Consider the following 23,210-nt stretch of genomic DNA (forward strand, 5'->3'; position numbering starts at 1 on the left):
ACACGACAGCCTACGTGCGGGCGGCGACACCCGAGGAGCTGTCCACAGGGACGGAGCCGGCCGTCTCCGGGTCGCGCGCCGGCGCGCCGTCCCAGCCCGCGCCTCCCGGCCGGGTCCACCGACGGCCACCCGCCCAGACCGGCGCGGTCCCGCGGAAACGTGGCGCCTCGCTGCCCGCGAAGCGGCGGTCCAGCCCTCGCCACGACGCGAGCACCTCGACCATCCCCCAGAACGCGAGCGACGTGCCGAGCGTGATGAGCCACCCGATCATCGTGCCGTTCGACGAGTCGAGGTCGACCTTCGACCATCCCGGCGCCTGCAGCACGAAGATCATGATGTTGTTGAAGGCGTGCTGCAGGACGGTGGCCTCCATGCCGCCGGTCCGGAGCACGATGATCGCCGCGACCAGCCCGAACGAGCCGACGTCGAGGATGCCCCACACGTTGTAGCCGTTCGGGATGTGCAGCAGGGCGAAGACGACGGTCGAGACGGCCACGGCGACGACCGTGCCGACGACGCGGAGCGGGATCCACGAGCCGATGGTCTGCATCAGGAACCCGCGGAAGATGTACTCCTCCGCCGCGCCCTGGAACGGCACGAGCAGCAGCACCAGCACGATGGTCAGGGTGAGGGTGCCGAGCGACACCGTCGACTGTCCGATCGCGTCGTGGTCCCACCCGAGGCCACCGTCGAACGAGAACATGCCCCACGTCTGCACCAGGAACATCGCGATCGCGATGACGAGCGTGGGGAGGAGGCACCAGAGCGTCCAGCGCCAGCGCACCCGGAAGCGGGTGGACGACAGGATGCCGGCGGGCCCGACGCGCGCGATCTTCACCGCGAGCAGGATGCCCGGCAGGAGCACGACCAGCGACACGAGCGACAGGGACAGGACGAGCGGGTCCGTCGGGTCGAGGGCACCGCTGGACAGGTCGTCCTGCAGGCCCATCAGCCCGTCCGCACCCTGCGACGCCCCGATCGGCACGAAGTACGCGACGGCGATGACGACCTGGCTCGCGACGTACCACCCGACGAGGAACGCGAGGGCGACCAGCGGGCGCCACCAGCGCCAACGGGCATCGACACGGGGCAGGCGGTGGTACGGAACACTCACGCTCCGGAGGCTACCGGGCCGGGCAGGATGGGAGCCGTGCTCACCGTCCTGCTCGGCCTGACCGGCGCGGTCGTCTACGGGGCCGCCGACTTCCTCGGCGGCCTCGCCGCGCGTCGCGCCCGTGCGGTGCGCGTCGTCGCCGCCGCCGCGGCCGTCGGCCTGCTCCCCCTGCTGGCCGGGGTGCCGGTGGTGGGGGCCGGGTTCTCGGGGCAGGCGGTCCTCGCCGGGGTGGCGGCCGGTGGCTCGGGGTCGGTGGCGGTGCTCCTGCTCTACCGTGCCCTCGCCGTCGGCCCGATGAGCGTCCTGTCGCCGCTGACCGCGGTGTTCGCGGCCGTCACGCCCGTCGTGGTCGCCCTGGTGCGCGGGACGGTGCTGTCCGTGCCGGCGTCGGTCGCGCTGGTGGTCGCGGTGGTCGCGGTGGTGCTCGTCGCGGCCGTGCGGGACACCTCCGGCGCACGGGTCACCGTGACCGGCGTGGTCACGGCGGCGGTGGCGGGGTGCGGCTTCGGCGGGATCGTGCTCGCCTACGACGCGGTACCGGCCGACGCCGGGGTCGCGTCGCTGCTGGTCGCGCGGGTGGTGCAGACGGTCGTGCTGGGTGCGGCGGTGGTCGTGGTCGCGCTGCGTCGGACGGGAGGCCCGGCGGCCCCCGGCACGACGGCCCACCCCGGGCGGTCTGCCGCGGTCACCACGCGCTGGTCGCGCTGGTCGCGCTGGTCGCGCTGGTCGCGCTCGTCGCGCTGGTCGCGCCGGGCCGTCGTCGCCGTCGTCGCATGCGGGCTGCTCGACGCGCTCGCGAACGCCTGCATCCAGGCTGCGCTGCACGTCGGGACGGACGACGCGACGCTGCCGGTCGTCAGCGTCCTCAACGCGCTCTACCCCGTCGGCACGGTCGTGCTCGCCGGGGTGGTCCTGCGCGAGCGGCTCACCGGCGTGCAGTGGACCGGCATCGCGCTGGCGTTCGCGGCTTCGGTCGGTCTCGCGCTCGCCTAGGTCGGTCGCGCGCTCGCCCAGGTCGCTCAGTCGTCGGCGATCAGCCGCTTGCCGAGGGACACCGCACGGTCGGGGGCGTACCCGAGCGAGGCGTAGAAGCCGAGCACCTGCTCGTTGCCCTCGCGGACCTGCACGTTGATCTTCGGGCAGCCGCGGTCGGTCAGGAGTCGCTCGAACTCGGCCATGAAGGCGCGCCCGAGTCCGGTCCCCTGCTGGTCGGGTCGGACCGCGAGGTAGTTCACCCAGCCGCGGTGCCCGTCGTAGCCGGCCATGCCGACGCCCACGAGTCCCGGCGCCGCGCGGCCCTCGCCGGTCTCGACGGCGCCGTCCTCGACGGCGACGTCCTCGACGGCGCCGTCCTCGACCGCGACGAGGAAGAGCTCGGGCTGCTCGGCGACCTTGCGCGCGATGTCCCGCCGGGGGTCGTTCCACGGACGGACGAGCCCGCAGGCCTCCCAGAGCGCGACGACCGCCTCGGTGTCGTCGGACCGGAACGGGCGGAAGATCGTGGTCATCCCGCCACGGTAGCGCCGCACCGTGCACCGCCCGGTCCGTCCACACCCCCACCGGCTCGTCGTCGTGGTCTGCTATACCTGTTCGACCACCACCTGGATCAGGAGCACCGTGACCGCACACGACACCGCCCCGTCGCGCAGCTCGGAGCGCGACGCCGAGGACCAGCGGCCGCCACGGCGCACTCGACGTCGCCAGTCCGTCGGCGGAGCACTCGTCTCACTGCTGGCCGAGCTCCTCATCATCGCGGGCGCCGGCACCGGGCTCTACGTCGCGTGGACCGCGTGGTGGACCGACGTCGTCGCCGTGAACGAGCAGACCAAGCTCGTCGACGACCTCGGGCAGAAGCAGGCACCGAAGCTCGAGGGCTCGGAGCACCGCGGCGAGGCACCGGTGCTCGCCGAGCCGCCGGAGCTGACGGACGTGTTCGGGACGATGCAGATCCCCCGCTTCGGCGCGGACTACCTCCGCCCGATCGGCGAGGGCACGGACCGCGAGCGCGTGCTCAACACGATCGGCCTCGGCCACTACCAGGACACCGCCATGCCGGGCGCCGAGGGCAACTTCGCCGTCGCCGGGCACCGCGTGACCTACGGCAAGCCGCTCAACCAGATCGCCGACCTGAAGCCGGGCGACCCGATCGTCGTCCGGGTGACGGACAAGGCGAAGGACTTCGACGTCTGGTACGTCTACAAGGTCACCGACTCGCAGATCGTGACGCCGGACAAGATCGAGACGATCGCGCCGGTGCCGAACCAGCCCGGGGTCACGCCGACCGCCGAGGACCGCTGGCTCACCCTCACCGCGTGCCACCCGATGTGGTCCGCCAAGGAGCGGTACGTCACGCACGCCAAGCTCGACTACTGGATGCCCGTCTCGGAGGGCACCCCCAAGGAACTCTCGGAGACGCCGAAGTGATCTTCCCGTTCGTCTGGCGGATCCTGCCCGGCCCCGCCGCCCTGAAGGTCCTCGAGCTGCTCGTGCTGCTCGCCGTGATCGTCTACGCGCTCTTCACCTGGGTGTTCCCGTGGATCGCCGCGGACATCCTGCCGCCGCCCGACGGCACGGTGGACGCCACACCGTCGCCGTAGCCGTAGCCGTGACGGCTCCTGCCGGAGCACCGTCGTGACGGTGCTCCGGCTCAGACGGTCGTCGTGACGCGAGACCCGCCGTCCGGTGTGCGCCGGACCGCGATCCGCTCCGGGATGCGCTGCTTGAGCTCCTCGACGTGGCTGACGATGCCGACCTGACGGCCACCCGCCGTGAGCCGTGCGAGCTGCCCGATGACGTCGTCGAGCGTCTCGGGGTCGAGCGTCCCGAACCCCTCGTCGACGAACAGCGTGCCGAGCGACACCCCGCCCGCCTCGGCCTGCACGACGTCGGCGAGCCCGAGCGCGAGGCAGAGGGAGACCGTGAACGTCTCGCCGCCCGACAGGCTCCCAGGGGCACGACGGGTGTCGGTGCTGTGGTCGTGGACGGCGAGGGCGAGACCGGTCCGACGGGCTCGGGACCCGGCCTCGCGCTCGTCCGAGGTCTCGAGGGTGAACCGTCCCGCGAGCATGCCACGGAGGCGGTCGTTGGCCGCGGCGACGACGTCCTCGAAGCGGCGCATCAGCACGTAGGTGCCGAGCGTGATGCCGGTCGGGTTGACCCCGGCGGCGCCGTTCGCGACGTCGGCCAGGCGGACGACCGCACGGCTGCGCGCCGAGAGGGCGTCGCGGGACCGGACGGCGCGTTCGAGGTCGGTGGCGCAGCGCGCGCTCGCGTCCGCGCGGTCGGTCGCGCTCACCGCTCTGCGGGTGGCCTCGTCGGCCTGCTCGACGGCGGCGCGGTGCGCGGCCCGGGCAGCCTCGGCGTCGAGGTCCTCGTCGGTGTCCTCGGCGGCGGCGACGACCCCGGGTTCGGCGAGGCCCGCCTCGACCACGGCGTGCTCCCGCTCGGCGGCGGCGACCTCGGTCCGGAGTGCCGACGCCTGCTCGGTCGACAGCACCGCGGTCCGGGCCGTCTCCAGGGAGTCGAAGTCGTGGTCGGCGAGCGTCCGGGCCACCTCGACCTCGCGCTCGAGCACCGCACGTGCGGCGGCAGCGCCACGCTCGTCCGCGGCGGACACGGCGTCCGCACGGGCGACGAGCGCCTCGAGCGCCTCCACCGCCGCGCGGAGCGACGGGACGGCACCGGCACCGGTACCGGCACCGGCGTCCGGCTCCTGGTCGGTGGTCGCCCACGGGGCGGCCAGCAGCTCCCCGGCTCGGTCGACGGCGTCCGCCACCGCCGCGGCGTCCTGCCCCAGCCGGTCCTCGTCCGCCGCGCTCGTGGCCACCAGGACCGCGCGGTCGGCCTGCACGGCGTGGTGCTCGCGCTCGAGCGCCCGCGTCTCGTCGTCGAAGGCGGTGCGTCGGCCCTCGAGCTCCGCGACGTGGACGGCGGCGTCGTGGGCGGTGCGGAGCCGCGCTGCTGCCGCCGCTGCCCGCTCGGCCAGGGTCGCGGCATCGGTGTCCACCACGGCTGCGCGGAGCCGCTCGAGCGCGGCTCGCTCGACCGCCAGGTCCGTCGCGGCCTCGGCCAGGGCGGCCTCGGCGGCGCGGGTCGCAGCGGCGGCGGCCTCCACGCTGTCGGCGTCGGGGTGGTCGGACTGCGGCACGGCGACCGCCGGGTGCTCCACCGCGCCGCACACCGGGCACGGGTCGCCGGGCTCGAGTGCGGCGCCGAGCTCACCCGCCAGGCCGGCGATGCGACGCGCGCGCAGGGACCGCTCCGCCTCGAGGAGCTCCTCCGCACGCCGACGCCGCTCGGCGACGACCGGTTCGGCAGCGGCGACGGCGGCGACGGCGGCGTCCCGGGCGTCGAGGTCGGCCCGGAGCTGCCGCACCTGTTCCGTCTCGGCCCGCGCGGCCTCGGCGTCGGACGCCGCCGTCGCTGCGGCCCGGGCATCCTCGACCAGGGCGGTCCGTCCGGCGGGGCGGGCCTCGAGCGCGACGTCGAGCTCGCGGATGCGCTCGGCGAGGCGTCCGGCCCGTGCGGCGGCGTCCGCCAGCGCACGTCGGCGCCCGGCGATCGTGTCCTCGACCGGCACCAGGTGCCGCACCGCTCCGAGGCACGTGGCGACGTCGGCGCGACGGGCGACCACGTCCGCCGTGTCCGGGATGCCCGAGCGGCGTCGCAGGTCGGACGCGGCTCCGGCGGTGTCAGCGGCCCGGGCGCGGGCGGCGTCGAGCCCGTCGGCGGAGGCGGTGACCCGCGCCGCCCGCTCCGCGAGGTCCAGACGCTCGCGTGCGGTAGCGACCCGGGGAGCCCGCTCGTCGAGCTCCCGGCGCCGGGCGAGGAGCGCGGCGCGTCGGTCGCGGGCGGCGAGCCGCGCGGCGACGTCCTGCTCGTGCGCGCGCGCCCGGTCGAGTGCGGCGACCGCGTTGGCGCGCCGGGTCACGGCCTCCGACGCCGCGGCCTGCAGCGCGTGCAGCGTCGCGGACACCGCGTGCTCGTCAGCCACCGCGTGGTCGTCGGCGGCCGACTGCTCGTCGGCAGCCGTCCCCGCCGCCTGTGCGAAGCGGGCGAGGGCGTCACGGACCCGGGCGTCGGCAGCCTCGACCTCGGCCTGCACCGCACGCCGTCGTGCCGCGAGCTCGTCGGCCGTGCGGTCGTAGACCTGCGTGCCGAACAGGGACTGCAGGAGCTTCCGGCGGTCCTCACCGGGCGACCGGAGGAAGCGGGCGAACTCGCCCTGCGGCAGGACGACGGTCTGCAGGAACTGCGCGCGGTCGAGCCCCACCACCCGGGTGACCTCGAGCCCGATCTCGGGGATGCGCGAGGACACGGGCTCGCCGATCGCGTCCGCCGGGTGTGCGAGGCGGAAGAGCTGGGCGGACGCCTGCTGCCGGACCGTCCCCGCCCCGCGCTGCTTCGGGCGGTCGTACTGCGGTGTCCGGCGCACCCGGTACACCCCCGCACCGGTCTCGAAGACGAGCTCGACGAAGGGCTCGACACCCGGGTCGGCGTGCTGGCTGTGCAGTCGGTCGTGGGTCGAGCCCTCGCCCGCGAGCCCGCCGTACAGGGCGAACACCACTGCGTCGATGATCGTCGACTTGCCGGAGCCCGTCGGCCCCTCGAGCAGGAACACCCCGGACGCGGCGAGCGCCGCGAAGTCGATGGTGACGAGCTCCGGGTACGGCCCGATCGCCCGGAGTTCGAGTCGGTGCAGGTACATCAGCGCCCCCGGTCGTCGTGCATCGCGAGCGCCGCCGCCTCGTACGCCTCGGTCAGGACCGCCCGGTCGTCGTCGTCCGGCGCGGTCCCGGTGGCGAAGGCGACGAAGTCGGCCGCGACCTCGACCGGGTCGGACGTCGCCGTCACCGGGCGCGCTGCCGGGCGCTCGGGGCGGTCGGCGGGTTCGTGGGTGATCGCGAGGGCGTGCGGCAGGTGGTCCTTCACCCGCGCGTACATGCGCTCGGGGTGCACGGCGTCCGTCACCGCGACCCGGACCCAGGCGTCCGCGTCGGCGCGGTGCGCTCCGGACTCGATCTCCGCGATGGTGGCACGCACGTCGACGAGCCGTCGTGGGACGGGCGTCGGCACGAGCTCGACCGTGACCGAGCCGTCCGCCGCCAGGTCGACCACCGTGACGCTCTTGCGCTGGTGTCGCTCGCCGAACGAGAACGCCAGCGGCGACCCCGCGTACCGGATCCGGTCGTCGGGCCCGACGCGCTGCGGACCGTGCAGGTGGCCGAGCGCGACGAGGTCGATGCCGTCGAAGACGGACGCGGCGACCATGTCGACCCCGCCGACCCGGATGTCCTGCTCGCTGTCGCTCGGTTCCGCACCGCCGACGAAGGCGTGGGCGACGACGACGCTCCGGGTGCCGGGACGCGTCGCGAGGTCGGCGCGGACGCGGTCCGTCGCCGCGCCGAGGACCGCCTGGTGCGACCGGGCGAGCGGTTCGTCCGGCACCGCGGCGAGGGCGTGCCGGGTGAGGTCGGGGTGCAGGTACGGGATGCCGTAGACCGCGACCGGGCCGTCGTCGTCGGTGAGCAGCACCGGGGTGCCGATGCTCGTCGGCTCGGCGAGGATCCGCACCCGGTCGTGCATCACACCGGACCCGAAGCCGAGCCGGCCGGCGGAGTCGTGGTTGCCGGGCGTGAGCACGACCGTCGCCGTCGCGGCCAGGCGTTCGAGCGTGCGGGAGAGCATCCGGACGGCGTCCACCGGCGGGATCGCCCGGTCGTAGACGTCACCCGCGATGACCACGAGGTCGACACCCCGGGCACGGACGGTCTCGACGAGGAAGTCGGTGAAGGTCGCCTGGTGCGCGAGCAGGTCCGCCCCGAGCAGCGTGCGACCGAGGTGCCAGTCGCCGGTGTGCAGGATCCGCATGCCGTCACGGTAGCGGCGTCCGGGGACATCCCCGGACCGGCACCGCCGGGCTGTGGAGGACCTGCGGATGGCCGGACGCGGTGCAGGACCGGGGTCAGCGGACGCAGCTGGTCCCGTCCCCGAGGCCGATCCCCGCGAGGGACGAGTACCGGACGGACACGGGCGCGCTCGGCACGGCGGTCCACGAGCTCGCGTCGGTGGCCTGCACCCGGACCGCCCGGGTGGTCCCGAGGGCGAGCAGGCTGCTCAGCCGGACGGTGGCCGACCGGGCCCTGCCGTCGGTCGTCGCGAGCACGGCGCCGGTGTCGTCCGACAGGGTGAACGACCGAGGGTCGTCCCCGGCGTACTGCCACGCGATGACGACGGAGCCGCTCGCGTCGGCGCACGTCGGCGACGTCGCGGGCGCCACGACGGCCGCGGTGAGCCGCAGGTCGGTCGCCGTCGCCCGGCCGAAGGGCCCCGCGTCCGCCCGGCCGGCGGGCAGCACGACGGACCCGCCCGCTGCCAGGGCCACGAGCACGACCGCCCCGGCACGGTGGGCCCCGCTGCCCCGGCGCGCGACGGCACGGAGCGACCGACGGCTCGGGTCGGGACCCGCGCCGGACGGCGGGCCGACGTCGGGGTCCCCACGTGCCTCCCGGCCGGTCACCGCAGCGTCGGCGACGGGACCGGCGTGCCCGGCACGACGTGCAGCGCGGTGCGCGGCCGGCCGCCGGAGCGCCCCGTCGACGGTCGCGAGCGCGAGCAGCGCGACGACCACGAGGGTGAGCACACCGGTCTCGACCCACCGCCCCTCGCGGACCCAGAGGACCGGACTCGCGACGAACGGGACGCGGAGGGCGGCCACCCCGTGCACGGCCGAGCGCTCGATCGGGGTCGAGTCGGCCCGCGGGTTGGCGTCGCCCTTCGTGACGACCGTCCCGTCGCCGCCGGGCTCGACGAACCGGTGCATCCGCAGGCGCCCCGGGTGGTCCGGGTCGTCGGCGAGCAGCACCTGCCCGGGCCGGACCTCGGCCGGGGCGACCGGGCGCGAGACGACGACGTCACCCGGCAGGAGCCGCGGCGCCATCGACCCGGTCATCACCGTGGTCGGGTGCCAGCCGAGCAGCGCCGGCGCGGCCGACCAGACGGCGAGGCCGACGAGGGCCGCGAGGACCGCACGGGCCGCCGTCGCGACGACCACCCGAGCCCAGTCGACGGCGTCGTGCAGCCCGTCGTGCGGCGCAGCGCCACCGCGCACGGCGATGGCGACCATGACCGTACCGAGCCCGCCGCTAGTTGTTCTGGGCCTCCCACGTGAGGCCGATCGACGCGGTCGTGCCCTGCGCGGCGTTCGGCGTCGCCGCGGCCAACGAGTAGGTGACCCGGTAGACGCGCGTCTCGTTCGTGCCGCCGGTGGTGGTCCACGCGCCGAGACCGTTGCCGAAGCCGGTCGCCTGGGTGCCGAGGGCCGGCAGGCTGTCGTTGAAGAGCGTGCCGCCGGTCGCCGCCGGGGTGAAGCCCGCGCACGAGGCGAAGCCGCCGCCGGTCCCCTGCTCGATCTTGATCGTGGTGTTCGTGGCGAGCACGCTCGTGGTCTGCGGGCTCGTGGCGTACAGCTTCACGGTCGACGGCAGCGATCCGCTCGACGTCACCGTGATGCACCGGCTGTCGGTCGACCCCGGCTTGAGGTTCGTCGCCGCGAACAGGGCCGTGTTGGCGGTGGCGTCGTTCGACAGGGCGACGGTGCCGGCGGTCCAGTTGCTGGTCGGCGTGGACGTGGTGGCCGAGAAGGCAGAGTACGAAGCCGTCGAGACGACGACGCCCGACGCCACGAGGGCGGCGGGCACGGCGATCCAGGCCGCCAGACGGGCAGCACGAGGGGTGACACGGGACATGGTCGTCCTCCAGAGGGGTTCCTGATCGGTGGCGGCTCCGGACCCGCGGTGGTTGGTCGCGCTTCGGAGCCTGGTACTACGGCGATCAAGCTACTCGGCGACTGTACGAACGACAAGGAGCGGTGTGCCCCCATTGTTGGGGGGTATCTCAATCATTGAGATACTTGTTCGATGGACCGGTGACCCGGCCCCGCCCGCGTCCCGTCGATCGCCGCAGCGATCACCCACCCGAGAAGAGCCATCCGTGCCCGACGCCTCCCCCGTCCTCCCGCCCCGCAGCCTGCCGTCGACGTCCTCGGCCCCCGTCTCCCCCGACGTCGACGTCGACCCCGCGGCCGTCGTCGCGCCCGCGGGCGGCTGGCCCGGCGACCCGGCACTCGGTCGCATGGTGGAGGCCTTCCGGCTCCTGCAGGTCCGGCACGCACGGCTGCTGGCCCACGAGAGCGCGACCCGCGGGCTGAACGTCACGGACACGCGGTTCCTCGTGCACCTGGGTGCCACCGACGGGCACGCGACGACCCCGAAGCAGGCGGGCGACCAGCTCGAGCTGAGCACGGGCGCGATGACGTCGCTGCTCGACCGGCTCGAGCGGCGCGGTCTGGTCGAGCGCCGTCCGAACCCCGGCGACCGCCGCAGCATCCTCGTGCAGAGCACACCGGCCGGGCTCGCGGTCGCCCGCGAGGTCGGCGACACCTGGGCCGCGGTCTTCGGAGCGGCGATCGCTCCCGCGGACCGGACCGCCGTGGCGTCGGCGTTCGAGGCCATCGGCGCGTCCCTCGACGGACACCACCGGGCAGTCACCGCGCGCTGAGCGAGCGCCGGTGGCGACCACCGGAAGCGAGGTCGGCACGCCCCGCGTAGCGTCGGCCGCATGACCCCAGCGGAACTCCTCACCGAAGCGTTCGCCCGCGTGCCCGAGACCGTCGCGCGCGCGCTCGACGGCCTCTCCACGGACCAGCTCGCCGCCCGCCCGGCCGCGGGCGCGAACACGCTCGCATGGCTGGCCTGGCACACCGCCCGTGGGCAGGACGCACAGGTCGCGGACCTCGCGGGCACCGAGCAGGTCTGGGCCGCGGACGGCTGGGTGGAGCGCTTCGGCCTGCCCTTCCCGGCCGAGGCGCTCGGCTACGGGATGTCCCGCGAGGACGTCGGTCGCGTGCGCGCGTCGGCGGACCTGCTGAACGGCTACCTCCGCGCCGTGCACGAACGCACCGCGGCCTACCTTGCGACGCTGGGCCCGGACGACCTTGACCCCGTGGTCGACGACGCGTGGGACCCGCCCGTGACGCGCGGGGCCCGGCTGGTCAGCATCCTCGACGACTGCACGCAGCACGCCGGCCAGGCTGGCTACGTGCGGGGCCTGCTCTTCTTCAACCGCTGACACCGGTCCCAGCACACGGACGGACGGGAGGCGCGGTGCCAGCTGGCACCGCGCCTCCCGTCCATCCGCTGGTCGCGACTAGCGCGCGGCGAGCTCCGCCACGATGCCGTCACCGGGCGCCGCCTGCACGAGGTCCGCCTCGATCTCGGCGTTCTCGAGGATGCCCTCGATCTTCCGGATGCGACCGCGCGGGACGATCGTCACGACCGTGCCCTCCTTGCCGGCACGACCCGTGCGGCCCGAGCGGTGCATGTAGGCCTTGTAGTCGTCCGGGGCGTCGGCCTGCACGACGAGCGACACGTCGTCGACGTGGATGCCGCGCGCGGCGACGTCGGTCGCGACGAGCACGTTCACCCGGCCGCTCGTGAGCAGCTGCAGGTTGCGGGTGCGCCGCGACTGGTTCAGGTCACCGTGGAGCGAGGTCGCCCGGATGCCGGCGTCCTCGAACTGGTCGGCCAGACGCTCCGCGTAGGCGCGGGTGCGGGCGAAGACGATCGTCTTGCCGTCACCGGCCACGAGCTCCTCGAGGACCTGGTCCTTCTGGCGCTGCTCGACGACCAGCACGCGGTGGTCGATGGTCGAGGAGGCCTGGTCCTCGCCGGCGACCTCGTGGACGCTCGGCTCGTGCAGGAACTCGGACACCAGCGACGCGACCTGCGCGTCGAGGGTCGCGCTGAACAGGAGCTTCTGCGCCCGGTTGCCCTGCGGGGTGACCTCGGCCGTGGCCGAGAGGATCTCCCGCACGGGCTCGAGGAACCCGAGGTCGCACATGTGGTCGGCCTCGTCGAGCACGGAGACGACGACCTCGCTGAGGTCGAGCTTCCCCTTGTTCATCAGGTCCTGCACGCGACCGGGCGTGCCGACGATGATGTCGACACCGCGCTCGAGGGCGCCCTCCTGGCGGCCGTAGGGCACACCGCCGTAGATCTGCGTCGTGAAGAGGCCGACCGAGCGGGCGATCGGCTGCACCGTGCGGTCGATCTGCAGGGCGAGCTCGCGCGTCGGAGCGAGGATGAGCGCACGCGGGGCGCGGCCCATCTTCCGCTTCGTGCCGCCGCCGTGCTCCATGAGCTTCTCGACGAGGGGCGCACCGAAGGCGATGGTCTTGCCGGAGCCGGTGCGGCCGCGGCCGAGCACGTCCTTGCCGGCGAGCACGTCGGGGATCGTCGCGGCCTGGATCGGGAACGGGCTCGTGGCGCCCATCTCGGCGAGGGTGCGGGAGATGTTGCCGCCGATCCCGAGGTCGGTGAAGCTCACGCCCTCGACGTCGGCCGCGACGGTCGCCTCGGCCTGGAGCTTCTCGAGCTTGACGTCGTCGGCGGGGACGTACGAGCCGCGGGAGTCGTCGCGGTCGCGGCGGGGAGCGCGGTCCTCGTCGAACGAGCGGCGCTGCGGGCGGTCGTCACGGTCGGACCGACGCGGGGCGCGATCGTCGCGGTCGAAGCGACGGGCACCACGGTCGTCGTCACGACGTGGGGCACGGTCGTCACGGTCGAAGCGACGGGCACCACGGTCGTCGTCACGACGCGGGGCACGGTCGTCGCGGTCGAAGGAGCGGCGCGGAGCACGGTCGTCACGGTCGAAGCGACGGGCACCACGGTCGTCGTCACGACGCGGGGCACGATCGTCGCGGTCGAAGCGTCGGGCACCACGGTCGTCGTCACGACGCGGGGCACGATCGTCGCGGTCGAAGCGACGGGCACCACGGTCGTCGCGGTCGAACCGACGCGGAGCACGGTCGTCATCGCGACGCGGGGCACGGTCGTCGCGGTCGAAGCGACGCGGGGCACGCTCGTCACGGTCGAACCGACGGCCACCACGGTCGTCGTCACGACGCGGGGCACGGTCGTCACGATCGAAGGAGCGGCGCGGTGCACGGTCGTCACGGTCGAACCGACGGCCACCGCGGTCGTCGTCACGACGCGGGGCACGGTCGTCACGCTCGAACCGGCGCGGGGCGCGTTCGTTGCGGTCGAACCCGCGACCACCGCGGTCGTCGCGGCGCTGACCGCCGTCGCGCGGCTCCCAGTTCGGGCGGGCCGGACGCTCGCCCTGCGCCTCGCGGCCGCGGCGCGCATCGGCGTCCCAGCGCTGCTTCTGCCGCGGCTGCGACGGGTCGGCGGCGCGGAAGCCGCGGTGCTTGCTGGAGCGAGCGGCGGGGGTGCCGTTCGCGTGGCGGACTCGGTCGTCGGCACGCTGACGCGCGCCCTTGTCGTACGGGGCCATGACTTCTTTCCGGGGTGCAGACATCCGCGTGCCCGGCAGCGACGTCGGCGCAGGCTCATGAGGCGGAGAGGGGGTTCTTCCCGTCGCGGTTCGACGTGAATCCAGCCCTCGAACAACACACACCCGAGCAAAGGCCGTGATCACAGTGTCACGGCGTCGAAGGCCGACCGAGAGAGTCTACGCGACCCGGCGCGCGCCCGCCAGCCCCGGGGCGGACGTGAGCCGCGGGGACGAGGTGGGGCGGGCCTCCCGGCCGGTGCCCCGGATCAGGACTCCGCGAGCCGCTGCCGCTGCTCGGCCACGTCGAAGTCGGCCGCGGGCCAGCTGAGCTGCATGTCCTCGAGGGCGCGGAGGAGGAGCTGCTGGACGGCGAGCCGGGCGTACCACTTGCGGTTCGCCGGGACGACGTACCAGGGTGCACGCGCCGTCGAGGTCCGGTCGAAGACCGTCTGGTAGGCCTCCTGGTACTCGTCCCAGAGGAGCCGCTCGTCGATGTCGCCCGGGTTGAACTTCCAGTGCTTGTCCGGGCGGTCGAGCCGGTCGCCCAGCCGCTCGCGCTGCTCGTCCTTCGAGATGTGCAGCATCACCTTGACGACCGTCGTCCCCGCGGCGACGAGCCGGTCCTCGAACTCGACGATGGCGCCGTAGCGGCGTTCGATCTCCTCGGGCGGGGCCATCGACCGCACCTTCTGGATGAGGACGTCCTCGTAGTGGGACCGGTCGAACACCCCGAGCTGCCCGGCCCGCGGGAGCTCGCGCTCGACGCGCCAGAGGAAGTCGTGCTCGCGCTCCTCGGCCGTGGGGGCACCGAAGCCGGCGTAGTGCACACCGTTCGGGTCGACCGCGCCGACGACGTGCGAGACGATGCCGCCCTTGCCCGCGGTGTCCATCGCCTGCAGCACGAGGAGCACGCGGCGCTCGTCCCCCGCCGTGCTCGCGGCGTGCAGTCGCTCCTGCAGGGCCGCCAGGCGATCAGCGCCGGTGGCGAGCGACTCGAGCCCGTCGATCTTGCGCCCGGGGAAGCCCGGGGTGCCGTCGGGGTCGACGCGGTCGAGGCGGAAGCCCTCCTCGACGCGGAGCAGCGGTTCGGGGTCGGTGTTCCAGGCGTTGCGACGGCTCACGGGTCCTCCTGCGGTCTCGTCCATCCTGGCACCGCGGGCCCGTCCTGGCACCGGAGGGTCGGCGGCGGACGCGGCGCACGGGACCGCGGGTTAGCGTGGACGCCGATGAGGACAGGCCGCCGGACACTGCTCGCACTCGTCACCGCCGGGGCGGTGCTCGGTGCGCTCGTGTCGTGCAGCGGCGGTCCCGCGGCGGACCGGGACGAGACCGTGACGGCCGAGCCGGTGATCTACCCGCTCTCGCTGCGCTACCCGGGGATCGACGTCGTGGCCGACGTGCCGTACGGCTCCGCGGACCTGCAGCGACTCGACGTCTGCCTGCCGCCGGACAGCGCGCCCGACACCACGGCGACACCGACGCCGACGCCCTCGCCCTCGCGCTCGCTCTCGCCGAGCGCGGCGGCGGACCCCGCCCGGGCGGACCCCCGCCCCTCGTCGGGCCGCCCGACCGTGATGATGATCCACGGCGGCAGCTGGTCGCACGGCGACAAGGCGACCGCGGCCTACCGAGCGGTCTGCCAGTACCTGGCGTCCGAGGGCTTCGTGACCGTCAACGTCGACTACCGCCTGGCCCCGACCGACCCGTGGCCCGCCGGGTACGACGACGTCCGCCGGGCACTCGACTGGGTGTTCCGCCCGGCGACCCTGGAGACCTACGACATCGACCCCGACCGGGTCGGCCTGTTCGGCGGCAGTGCCGGCGGCAACCTCGCCGCGCTGCTCGCCGTGCAGGACCACGAGTCCGCCGCCTGGGCCGCCGGTGACCGGGTGCGCGCGGTGGTGGACCTGAGCGGCCCGACGGACCTGACGGCACGGTCGACCGAGCCGGACGGGGTGTCCGCCTCGTTCCAGCGGAAGCAGCTGCTCTACCTGGGCTGCCGGGCGTACGCCGACTGTCCGGCGGCGCAGCAGGCATCGCCCGGGTCGCACGTCACCGCGGACACCCCGCCGTTCTTCGTCGGGCACTCGACGGACGAGTTCATCCCGCTGTGGGAGTCGCAGGAGTTCGTGGCGACGCTGCGTGCCCACGACGTGCCCGTGACGTTCGTGGCGGTCGAGGGCACGGCGCACTCGATCGCGCAGCTCGACCGGGCGATGAGCGAGCGGGTCGTGGCCTTCCTGCGGGCACGGCTCGGGTAGTCGCGAGCGCCGTGCCCCGTGCGGGTGGCACCCGGATTCGGGTGTGCGGCAGCTGAGCGCTCCGCGCAGACTTCCTGTGTGACCGACACCATCGACCGTCCCCTGAGCGTCCCGACCGAGTGGCCCCACCGCAGCTCCGTCCGGACCTACGCGGAGCTCCTCCTCGGGCTGTCGTTCACGGCCGCGGTGGCCTTCGGGGGCTACTCGGCAGCGACCGGCCGCATGGCCGTGGCCGCGCAGGGGGCCGCGATCGTGTTCCTCGTCACGCTGACCTGCGTCGTCGTCTCGTGGTTCCGCGAGGTCGACGCCGAGGAGTCCGGCTCCCGCGACTGAGCGGACGGCCGCCGGCCGCCCGGCCGACGCGGCCCGTCCTGCGTCCCGCTACGCCTCCGCCGTCCCGGTGTCGGCCCCGTCGCGCTCGGCGGCCCCGTCGTGCTCGGCCCCGTCATGCTCGGCGGCCCGCGCCGCCCGTCGGTCGGCCCGTCGCTCGAAGAGCCCCTCGACCACCGAGTAGAGCGCCGGCAGCACCACGAGGGTCAACAGCGTCGAGGACACCAGCCCACCGATCACGACCAGCGCGAGCGGCTGCGAGATGAACCCGGACTTCCCGGTGAGCCCGACCGCCATCGGCAGCAGCGCGAAGATCGTCGCCAGTGCCGTCATGAGGATCGGCCGGAGTCGCCGGGTCGCGCCCTCGACCAGGGCCTCGCGCACCCGGAGTCCCCGGCGCCGGTACTGGTTCACCAGGTCGATGAGCACGATGGCGTTCGTCACGACGATGCCGACGAGCATGAGCAGGCCGATGATCGACGCGACACCGAGCGGGATGCCCGTGACGATCTGCAGCAGGACCGCGCCGGTCGCCGCGAACGGGATCGAGACGAGCAGCATGAGCGGCTGCCGCAGGCTGCGGAACGTCGCGACCATGATCACGTAGACGATGAGCACGGCGACCAGCACCGCGAGCAGCAGCTGGCTGAACGCCGACGACTGGCTCGACGCCACACCGCCGATCGTCGCCGACGCGCCGCGAGGCAGGTCGAGCCGGTCCACCGCCGCCGTGACGTTCTGCACGGCCTCGCCGAGGTTCGTCGAGTCCGGCGTCACCGTGATGGTCGCGGTGCGGACCGCGTCGGACGTCGTGATCGTCGTCGGTCCGTCGGACTGCTCGATCGTGGCGACGTCGGACAGCGGGACGTCACCGCTCGCGGTCGGGATCGACAGCGCCTCCAGGGCGTCGATCGTCGTGGGCGGCTCCGGGTCGGCGATGTAGACGTCGAGGGTGGCGTCGTCGATCTCGACGCTGCCGGTATCGCGCGGGGACACCGACGCGGCGACGATCCCGCCGACCTGCGTCTCGGTGAGCCCGCGCTCGGCCGCCTTGCTCCGGTCGACCTTCACGGCGAGGTACGGCTCGGCGGCGGAGAGGTTGCTCGTCGCCCCGGTCGTGCCCGCGACGCCGCGCATCTGCGTGAGGACCTTGCCGGCCGCGGTCTCGAGCTCGGCCTGGGTCGGCGCGGTGACGTCGACCTCGATGTCGCTCGACCCGCCGAACCCGCCGCCGCCCGACGACAAGCTGACCTCGCCGACGCCGTCGATCCGCCCGATGCGGTCGCGGGCCGTCGACTGGATCGTCGTCTGGTCGGCACCCGCGTCGGTCGTGACGTTGTACTGCACCGACGCCGAGGCACCACCGCCGAACGCCGCCTGGATGGACTGGCCGCTCGACCCGATGGTGGTCTGGACGGTCTCGACGCCGGAGACGTCGCGCAGGACGCCCTCGACCTTGCGGGCGGCGTCCGACTGCTCGTCGAGGCTCGTGCCCGGCTCGAGGTCCTGCGTCACGGTGAACGTGTTCTGCCCGGAGTCGCCGAGGTAGTTCGTCTTGACGAACGGGACGGCCGCGGCGGTGCCACCGAGCACGAGCAGGGCGAGGACGAGCACGAGCGCCGGACGACCGATGGCCCAGCGGAGCACGGGCAGGTACCCGCGGCGCAGCCGGTCGGAGGTGCCCGCGTCGTGCAGGTCGTCGGCCGAGGCCAGGGCGCCGGTCGCGGCGGCCGGGGCGGAGGCGGCGGGCTGCGGTCCCCGGGCGCGATCGGCGTCGGCGTGCCGGTGCGTCCGCGGCGCACGGAGGAACCAGTACGCCAGGACCGGCACGATCGTCAGCGACACGAGCAGCGAGGCGATCAGCGCCATCGTGACCGTGAGCGCGAACGGCCGGAAGAGCTCGCCGACGAGCTCGGCGACGAAGGCCACGGGCAGGAACACCGCCACGGTGGTGAGGGTGGACGCGGTCACGGCGCCCGCGACCTCGCGCACGGCGTCGAGCACGGCCCGTCCGCGGTCGACCCCGGGCTGCAGGTGCCGCTTGATGTTCTCGATGACCACGATCGAGTCGTCGACCACGCGGCCGATCGCGATCGTCAGCGCGGCGAGCGTGATGATGTTGAGCGTGTAGCCGGCTGCCTGCATGCCGATCGCGGCGAGCAGCACCGACGTCGGGATCGAGATCGCCGTGACCAGCGTCGAGCGCCACGACAGCAGGAACACGAGGATGACGACGACCGCGAAGCCGAGGCCGAGCAGCCCCTCCTCGGCCAGCGAGTCGATGGACTGCTGGATGTAGGGGGCCTGGTCGAAGACGACGGTGAACTGCGGGGAGCCCGCGACCTTCGCCTCGATGCCGGGCAGGGCGGCCTTCACCGTCTCGGAGACGTCGACGGTGTTCGCCTCCTGCGTCTTCGTGATGGCGATGGTCAGCGCGGTCTTGCCGTCGACACGGCTGATCGACGTGCGCGGCGACTCCTCAATCTGCACGGTCGCGACGTCACCGAGCGAGGTCGGCGTGGAGGCCGTGCTCGCGCCCGTCCCGCCGGTCGCGGTGGTCCCGGTGCCGGTCTGGCCCGCGCCGGTCTGGCCCGCGGCGGTGCCGCCGGCGGTGCCGTCACCGGAACCGGTGGCTCCGGTGCCGGTCGCCGTCCCCGTGCTGCCCGGTGCGCCGGCCGCGGCGCCGCCCTGGGTCGCGGCACCGCCGGCACCCGAGGTCGAACCGGACGAGCCGGACCCCGACCCGGAGCCCGACGACCCCGACCCGCTCGACGCGGTCAGCGGCAGCCCGCGGATGTCGTCCAGGGACGCGATGCGCTCACCGGTCTGCACCGAGAGCGTCCGGCCGTCCTGCGTGATGGTGCCACCCGGGATGAGCGTGCCGTTGTCGTCGAGCGCGTCCGAGATCGACTGCGTCGTCAGCCCCCGCGACGCCAGTTCGTCCTCGTTCGGTGTGATGACGACGCGACGCCCCGGGTTGCCGAACACGTCGGCCTGCCGGACGCCGTCGAGCTTCTCGAGGTCCGGCACCGCGGTCGCGTTCAACCGGTCGACCAGCTGCTCCTGGTTGCCGGAACCGGTCACCGCGAGCTGCAGGACCGGCAGGTCGTCGAAGGACCCGGTGACGATCTGCGTCTGCACGGTGTCCGGCAACGAGAGCGCGTTCACCGCGGTCTGGATCTTGTCCTCGGCGCTCGCCAGGTTCGAGCCGTAGTCGAACGAGGCCGAGACGACGCTCTGCCCGGTGGACGAGGTCGCGCTCGTCGACTCGAGGTCCGGCACCACCTGGATCGCCTGCTCGATCTTCGTCGAGACGTCGTTCGACACGACCTCCGGCGTCGCACCCGGGTAGGCGCTCACGATCGCCACCTGGGGGAACTGGACGCTCGGGATGAGCTCCTGCTTGAGGTTCGTCAGCGCGATGCCGCCGAACACCGCGACGACGATCGTGACGAGCGCGATGAGGGCACGGTTGCGGAGGCTGAAGACCGAGAGGAAGTGCACGAGCCGATCCTCGCAGTTCCACCTGCGAACAGAACCGGCCGCCCGACGCCGCTCAGACGACCGCGGCGAGCGACCCGCGGACGCCCGTGCCCTCGCCCCCGACGCGGGCCCACGCCCGCTCGAGCACGTCGACCATGCGCTCCCGGTCGGCCGCCCCCATCGTGTACGGCACCCGCAGGAAGCGCTCGAACCCGCCGTCCGGGCCGAACACCCCGCCGGAGGCGAGGACGACGCCCTCGGCACGCGCCGCGAGCACGAGCGCGCTGGACACCGGCCGGCCGAGCCCGACCCACGTCGTCAGGCCGCCGTCCGGCGACGGGACGTCCCACTCGGGCAGGCGCGCGCGCAACGCGGCCACGACGTCGTCGCGACCGGTGCGCAGGGCGGTGCGCCGCGCCTCCAGGACGGCCGCGGTGCGCGGGACGAGCTCGCGCGCGACCAGCTGGTCGAGCACGGGCGTGCCGAGGTCGCCCGTCGGGCGGGCGAGGAGCAGCCGCTGCAGCAGGTCCGGGTCCGCGCGGATCCACCCGATCCGCAGCCCGCCCCAGAACACCTTGGCCGCCGAGCCGATCATGACCACCGCCGGGTCGGCCGTGGCCAGCGGCGGTGCGGGCGTCCCGTCGATGCGGAGCTCGCCCATCGTCTCGTCGGCCACCACGACGGTCCCGGTCGAGGCCGCGACGGCGAGCAGGCGTTCCCGGGTCGCTGCGGACATGGTCGCCCCGGTCGGGTTGTGCAGTTCGGGCATCAGGTAGGCGACCGCGGGCGCGGTCCGGCGGAGCGTCGTCTCGAGCGCCGTGGCGTCCCACCCGGTGCGCGCGTCGACGGGGACGCCGACGAGTCGACCGCCGGCCTCGCGGAACGCCTCGTGCGCGTGCGGGTAGGTCGGGGACTCGACGAGCACCGTGTCGCCGCGGCGGACGAGCACACGGGCGAGGAGCGCGATGGCGTGCTGGGCACCGATCGTCACGACGACCTGCGACGGGTCGGTCGGCAACCCGCGCTCGGTGTACCGGTCGGCGATCGCGTCGCGGAGCCCGGGGTCGCCGACCGTGTCGTAGCCGATCCCGGCGAGCGCCGCGGGCACGTACCGGACCGCGCGCTCGACGGCCTCGGCGACCTCGGGTGCGGCGTGCATCGCGGCCTTGCGGAGGTCGAGCAGGTCGTCCCCGACCACGCCGCCGGGCCGCTCGGGATCCGGACGCCCGACGAGGTCCCGCGGCAGGTGCACGACGCTCCCGGAGCCCCGGAGCGACACGAGGAAGCCGTCGGACCGGAGTCGGGCGTACGCGTTCGCGACCGTGGTCCGGGAGACCCCGAGGGCATCGGCGAGCCCGCGTTCGGCCGGGAGCCGGACGCCGAGCGGCACCCGCCCGTCGATCACGAGCACGCGGAGCGCGTCGGACAGCGCCTCGTACGCCGGGGCACCGCTGGCAGCACGCCAGTCGGGGAGCAGGAGGGCGGCGGCGCGGGCGCTCAGCGAGACCGGGGACACGGGTCCACCGTAGTGCGATTGGCTCTCGACGAACAGGCCAATCGGGGCGAGCATCGTCGGCATGCACCGCACCCCCGCCCTCGTCCTGCGCTCCGTCCAACTGCTCGTCGGCCTGTTCCTCTACGGTGCGTCGACCGCGCTGCAGGTCCGCGCCGTGGTCGGCGTCGGGTCGTGGACGGTCCTGACGCAGGGCCTGGAGAACGTGCTGCCCTGGTCGTTCGGCGTCATCACCGTGGTGTCGAGCGTCGTGATCCTGCTGCTCTGGATCCCGCTCCGCCAGCGGCCCGGCATCGGCACGCTCTGCAACGTCCTGGCGATCGGCCCCGCCGCCGACCTCGTGCTCTGGCTCGTCCCCGAGCCGGACGGGCTGGTGGCCCGGGTCCTGCTCTTCGCGGCGGGACTGGTGCTGCTCGCGGTCGCGACGGCGTGCTACATCGGCGCGGGCCTCGGCACCGGTGCGCGCGACGGCCTGATGGTCGGCGTGCACGAACGGTTCGGCTGGCCGCTCTGGCTCGCGCGGACCGTGATCGAGGTCACCGTCGTCGTGGTCGGGTGGCTCCTCGGCGGCGACGTCGGCGTCGGCACGGTGGTCGCCGCGTTCGTGATCGGGCCGATGGTCCAGCCGCTCATGCCGCTCTTCCGTCGGCTGCCGTGGTCCCCCACCCGCACGAGCGGCGCGGGGGCCGTCCGCACCCCTGGTGGCGGCGAGACCGGAGCGGCTAGGGTCGCGCCATGCGCCTCGGAGTGTCCTCCTACAGCTACGCCCGCTCCCTCCAGCGCGGTGCGCTGACGATCCTCGACGTGGTCGACCGCGTCGCCGATGCCGGCGGCGAGCACCTGGAGATCGCAGCCGGCGGCTTCGGCGACGACCTGCCCCGGCAGCCCGACCTGGTCGACCGCATCCGCGAGCACGCCGCGTCGCGCGGCATCGGGCTCGCGAACCACGTGATCGGGGCGGACTTCTCCGACCCCGCCACCGTCGACGCCGAGGTGCGGCGCGTGCACGAGCACCTCGACGTCGCGCACCGGCTCGGGATCACCCGGTTCCGCCACGACGTCGTGCCGTGGGCCTGGCGGGACGCGGACCACGCCGAGTTCGAGCGGGTGCTCGCGCAGGTCGTGCCGGTGTGCCGTGCGGTCGCCGAGCACGCCGAGACGATCGGCATCACCACCATGGTCGAGAACCACGGGTTCGGGTTCAACGACAGCGAGCGGATCCTGCGGCTCGTGCACGAGGTCGACCGACCGAACTTCCGCACCCTGCTCGACGTCGGGAACTTCGTGTGCCTCGACGACGATCCGCTCCGGGCGGTGCAGCGGACGCTGCCGGTCGCGGCCGTCGTGCACCTCAAGGACTTCCTGGTGCGCGAGACGCCGCCCGCCGCGGACGGCTGGTTGCCGACCCTCGCCGGTCGCGCGGTGCTCGGCACGGTCGTCGGGCACGGGGACCTGCCGCTGGGTCGGATCGTGGAGCGGATCGTCGCGAGCGGCTTCGACGGGCCCGTGTCGATCGAGTTCGAGGGGCTCGAGGACGACGTCGACGCCGTCGAGCGCGGGCTCGCGAACGCGCGCCGGCTCTGGGCGGCGGCCGGCGGTTCCTGAGACCGTCGCGAGACGGACTGGGCCCACACCGCCGGTTCCGGGGCGACGCGCCAGCGGCGGACCGGCCGTGCCGGTGGGGAGAGGCGCGGTGCCAGCTGGCACCGCGCCTCCCGTCCGTCACGGGGTCGCGTCAGACGGACCGCACCCGCACCGTCTCGCCGCTCGCCGCCGACTCCTGCGCCGCCAGCACGACCGCGAGCGTACGCAGCCCCACGGCAGCGTCGGGCTGGGGCTGTTCCCCGCTGCGGACGGCCGCCACGAAGGTGTCGAGCATCGCCGCGTCGAAGTCCGGCCCGTAGGGCAGCACCACCGACCGACCGCTCGCAGCGTCGAGCCCGCGGACGCTCGGCCGGAAGAAGTCGACGTCCACCGACCCCTCGGTCCCGACGACGGTGAGGGCCAGCCCGCCCCACGTCGGCGACGTGTCCGGTCGGCTCCACGAGCAGTCGATCGCGGCGATCGTGCCGTCGGCGTAGGTGATCGTCACCAGGCCCGCGGTCTCGGCCCGTGCGCGTGCCGCGTGGAGCACCCGGTTCGTCACGGCCGTGAC

At 74.2% G+C, this 23,210-nt stretch carries 21 protein-coding genes; 10 read left to right on the top strand and 11 right to left on the bottom strand.

The window, feature by feature from the left end; translation table 11 throughout:
- Positions 1–10: 10 nt before the first annotated feature.
- Positions 11–1,114: a CPBP family intramembrane glutamic endopeptidase gene (locus tag H7A69_RS11745; RefSeq protein WP_182047174.1), complete on the bottom strand. Its 1,104-nt coding sequence runs from the start codon at positions 1,112–1,114 to the stop codon at positions 11–13.
- 36 nt (positions 1,115–1,150) lie between these two features.
- On the opposite strand from H7A69_RS11745, the gene H7A69_RS11750 reads away from it, so the two are divergent.
- The gene (locus tag H7A69_RS11750; protein WP_182047175.1) at positions 1,151–2,107 is read left to right on the top strand and encodes an EamA family transporter; all 957 of its coding nucleotides are present in this window, start codon (positions 1,151–1,153) and stop codon (positions 2,105–2,107) included.
- A 26-nt stretch (positions 2,108–2,133) separates the two neighbouring features.
- On the opposite strand, the gene H7A69_RS11755 is transcribed toward H7A69_RS11750, so the two are convergent.
- Positions 2,134–2,622: a GNAT family N-acetyltransferase gene (locus H7A69_RS11755; protein WP_182047176.1), complete on the bottom strand. Its 489-nt coding sequence runs from the start codon at positions 2,620–2,622 to the stop codon at positions 2,134–2,136.
- A 109-nt stretch (positions 2,623–2,731) separates the two neighbouring features.
- Between H7A69_RS11755 and H7A69_RS11760 the strand changes: the two genes are divergently transcribed.
- Positions 2,732–3,538, top strand: coding sequence for a class E sortase (locus H7A69_RS11760; protein WP_259346200.1), 807 nt, complete (start codon positions 2,732–2,734; stop codon positions 3,536–3,538).
- The gene (locus tag H7A69_RS11765) at positions 3,535–3,711 is read left to right on the top strand and encodes a hypothetical protein (protein WP_182047193.1); all 177 of its coding nucleotides are present in this window, start codon (positions 3,535–3,537) and stop codon (positions 3,709–3,711) included. Before H7A69_RS11760 ends, H7A69_RS11765 begins: the two co-directional genes overlap by 4 nt.
- Before the next feature lie 50 nt (positions 3,712–3,761).
- Here H7A69_RS11765 and H7A69_RS11770 read toward each other — a convergent pair whose 3' ends face one another.
- The 4 genes from H7A69_RS11770 to H7A69_RS17500 form a co-directional block, all read right to left on the bottom strand.
- The gene (locus H7A69_RS11770) at positions 3,762–6,821 is read right to left on the bottom strand and encodes an AAA family ATPase (protein WP_182047177.1); all 3,060 of its coding nucleotides are present in this window, start codon (positions 6,819–6,821) and stop codon (positions 3,762–3,764) included.
- Positions 6,821–7,984, bottom strand: coding sequence for an exonuclease SbcCD subunit D (locus H7A69_RS11775; protein ID WP_182047178.1), 1,164 nt, complete (start codon positions 7,982–7,984; stop codon positions 6,821–6,823). The genes H7A69_RS11770 and H7A69_RS11775 overlap by 1 nt, the downstream gene beginning before the upstream one ends.
- Before the next feature lie 94 nt (positions 7,985–8,078).
- Entirely contained in the window at positions 8,079–9,239 is a 1,161-nt protein-coding gene (locus H7A69_RS11780; protein ID WP_182047179.1) for a S24/S26 family peptidase, read from the bottom strand.
- A 19-nt stretch (positions 9,240–9,258) separates the two neighbouring features.
- Positions 9,259–9,552: a hypothetical protein gene (locus H7A69_RS17500; protein WP_259346201.1), complete on the bottom strand. Its 294-nt coding sequence runs from the start codon at positions 9,550–9,552 to the stop codon at positions 9,259–9,261.
- On the opposite strand from H7A69_RS17500, the gene H7A69_RS17505 reads away from it, so the two are divergent.
- From H7A69_RS17505 to H7A69_RS11795, 3 genes are all read left to right on the top strand, one after another.
- The gene (locus tag H7A69_RS17505; protein ID WP_259346202.1) at positions 9,542–9,886 is read left to right on the top strand and encodes a hypothetical protein; all 345 of its coding nucleotides are present in this window, start codon (positions 9,542–9,544) and stop codon (positions 9,884–9,886) included. The genes H7A69_RS17500 and H7A69_RS17505 overlap by 11 nt on opposite strands.
- A gap of 219 nt (positions 9,887–10,105) precedes the next feature.
- Positions 10,106–10,672 (top strand): MarR family winged helix-turn-helix transcriptional regulator, encoded by a 567-nt coding sequence (locus H7A69_RS11790; protein ID WP_182047181.1) that lies wholly within the window; start codon positions 10,106–10,108, stop codon positions 10,670–10,672.
- A gap of 60 nt (positions 10,673–10,732) precedes the next feature.
- Positions 10,733–11,242 carry a mycothiol transferase gene (locus tag H7A69_RS11795; protein WP_182047182.1) on the top strand — a complete coding sequence of 170 codons (510 nt, stop codon included), beginning with the start codon at positions 10,733–10,735 and terminating at the stop codon, positions 11,240–11,242.
- 78 nt (positions 11,243–11,320) lie between these two features.
- Here H7A69_RS11795 and H7A69_RS11800 read toward each other — a convergent pair whose 3' ends face one another.
- Together H7A69_RS11800 and H7A69_RS11805 are read right to left on the bottom strand one after the other, a co-directional pair.
- Positions 11,321–13,468 (bottom strand): DEAD/DEAH box helicase, encoded by a 2,148-nt coding sequence (locus tag H7A69_RS11800; RefSeq protein ID WP_182047183.1) that lies wholly within the window; start codon positions 13,466–13,468, stop codon positions 11,321–11,323.
- Positions 13,469–13,734: 266 nt separating this feature from the next.
- Positions 13,735–14,613 carry a PPK2 family polyphosphate kinase gene (locus H7A69_RS11805; protein ID WP_182047184.1) on the bottom strand — a complete coding sequence of 293 codons (879 nt, stop codon included), beginning with the start codon at positions 14,611–14,613 and terminating at the stop codon, positions 13,735–13,737.
- Between the two features lie 81 nt (positions 14,614–14,694).
- Between H7A69_RS11805 and H7A69_RS11810 the strand changes: the two genes are divergently transcribed.
- Entirely contained in the window at positions 14,695–15,729 is a 1,035-nt protein-coding gene (locus H7A69_RS11810) for an alpha/beta hydrolase (protein ID WP_182047185.1), read from the top strand.
- 78 nt (positions 15,730–15,807) lie between these two features.
- Positions 15,808–16,062, top strand: a complete 255-nt coding sequence (locus H7A69_RS11815) for a hypothetical protein (protein WP_069712456.1) — start codon at positions 15,808–15,810, stop codon at positions 16,060–16,062.
- A 48-nt stretch (positions 16,063–16,110) separates the two neighbouring features.
- Here the strand turns inward: H7A69_RS11815 and H7A69_RS11820 are convergent, their stop codons facing one another.
- Both H7A69_RS11820 and H7A69_RS11825 read right to left on the bottom strand, forming a co-directional pair.
- On the bottom strand, positions 16,111–19,563 hold the full coding sequence (locus H7A69_RS11820; RefSeq protein ID WP_182047186.1) for an efflux RND transporter permease subunit: 3,453 nt from the start codon (positions 19,561–19,563) through the stop codon (positions 16,111–16,113).
- A 52-nt stretch (positions 19,564–19,615) separates the two neighbouring features.
- Positions 19,616–21,058 carry a PLP-dependent aminotransferase family protein gene (locus H7A69_RS11825; protein ID WP_259346204.1) on the bottom strand — a complete coding sequence of 481 codons (1,443 nt, stop codon included), beginning with the start codon at positions 21,056–21,058 and terminating at the stop codon, positions 19,616–19,618.
- Positions 21,059–21,119: 61 nt separating this feature from the next.
- On the opposite strand from H7A69_RS11825, the gene H7A69_RS11830 reads away from it, so the two are divergent.
- Both H7A69_RS11830 and H7A69_RS11835 read left to right on the top strand, forming a co-directional pair.
- The gene (locus H7A69_RS11830) at positions 21,120–21,848 is read left to right on the top strand and encodes a YczE/YyaS/YitT family protein (RefSeq protein WP_220456238.1); all 729 of its coding nucleotides are present in this window, start codon (positions 21,120–21,122) and stop codon (positions 21,846–21,848) included.
- The gene (locus tag H7A69_RS11835) at positions 21,791–22,660 is read left to right on the top strand and encodes a sugar phosphate isomerase/epimerase family protein (RefSeq protein ID WP_182047188.1); all 870 of its coding nucleotides are present in this window, start codon (positions 21,791–21,793) and stop codon (positions 22,658–22,660) included. Before H7A69_RS11830 ends, H7A69_RS11835 begins: the two co-directional genes overlap by 58 nt.
- Before the next feature lie 130 nt (positions 22,661–22,790).
- Here the strand turns inward: H7A69_RS11835 and H7A69_RS11840 are convergent.
- Positions 22,791–23,210: Gfo/Idh/MocA family oxidoreductase (locus tag H7A69_RS11840; protein ID WP_259346205.1), on the bottom strand; the 420-nt coding region annotated here is incomplete at its 5' end.

The sequence above is a fragment of the Curtobacterium sp. ME26 genome (assembly GCF_903970945.1).
GTDB classification, from domain to species: Bacteria; Actinomycetota; Actinomycetes; order Actinomycetales; family Microbacteriaceae; genus Curtobacterium; species Curtobacterium citri.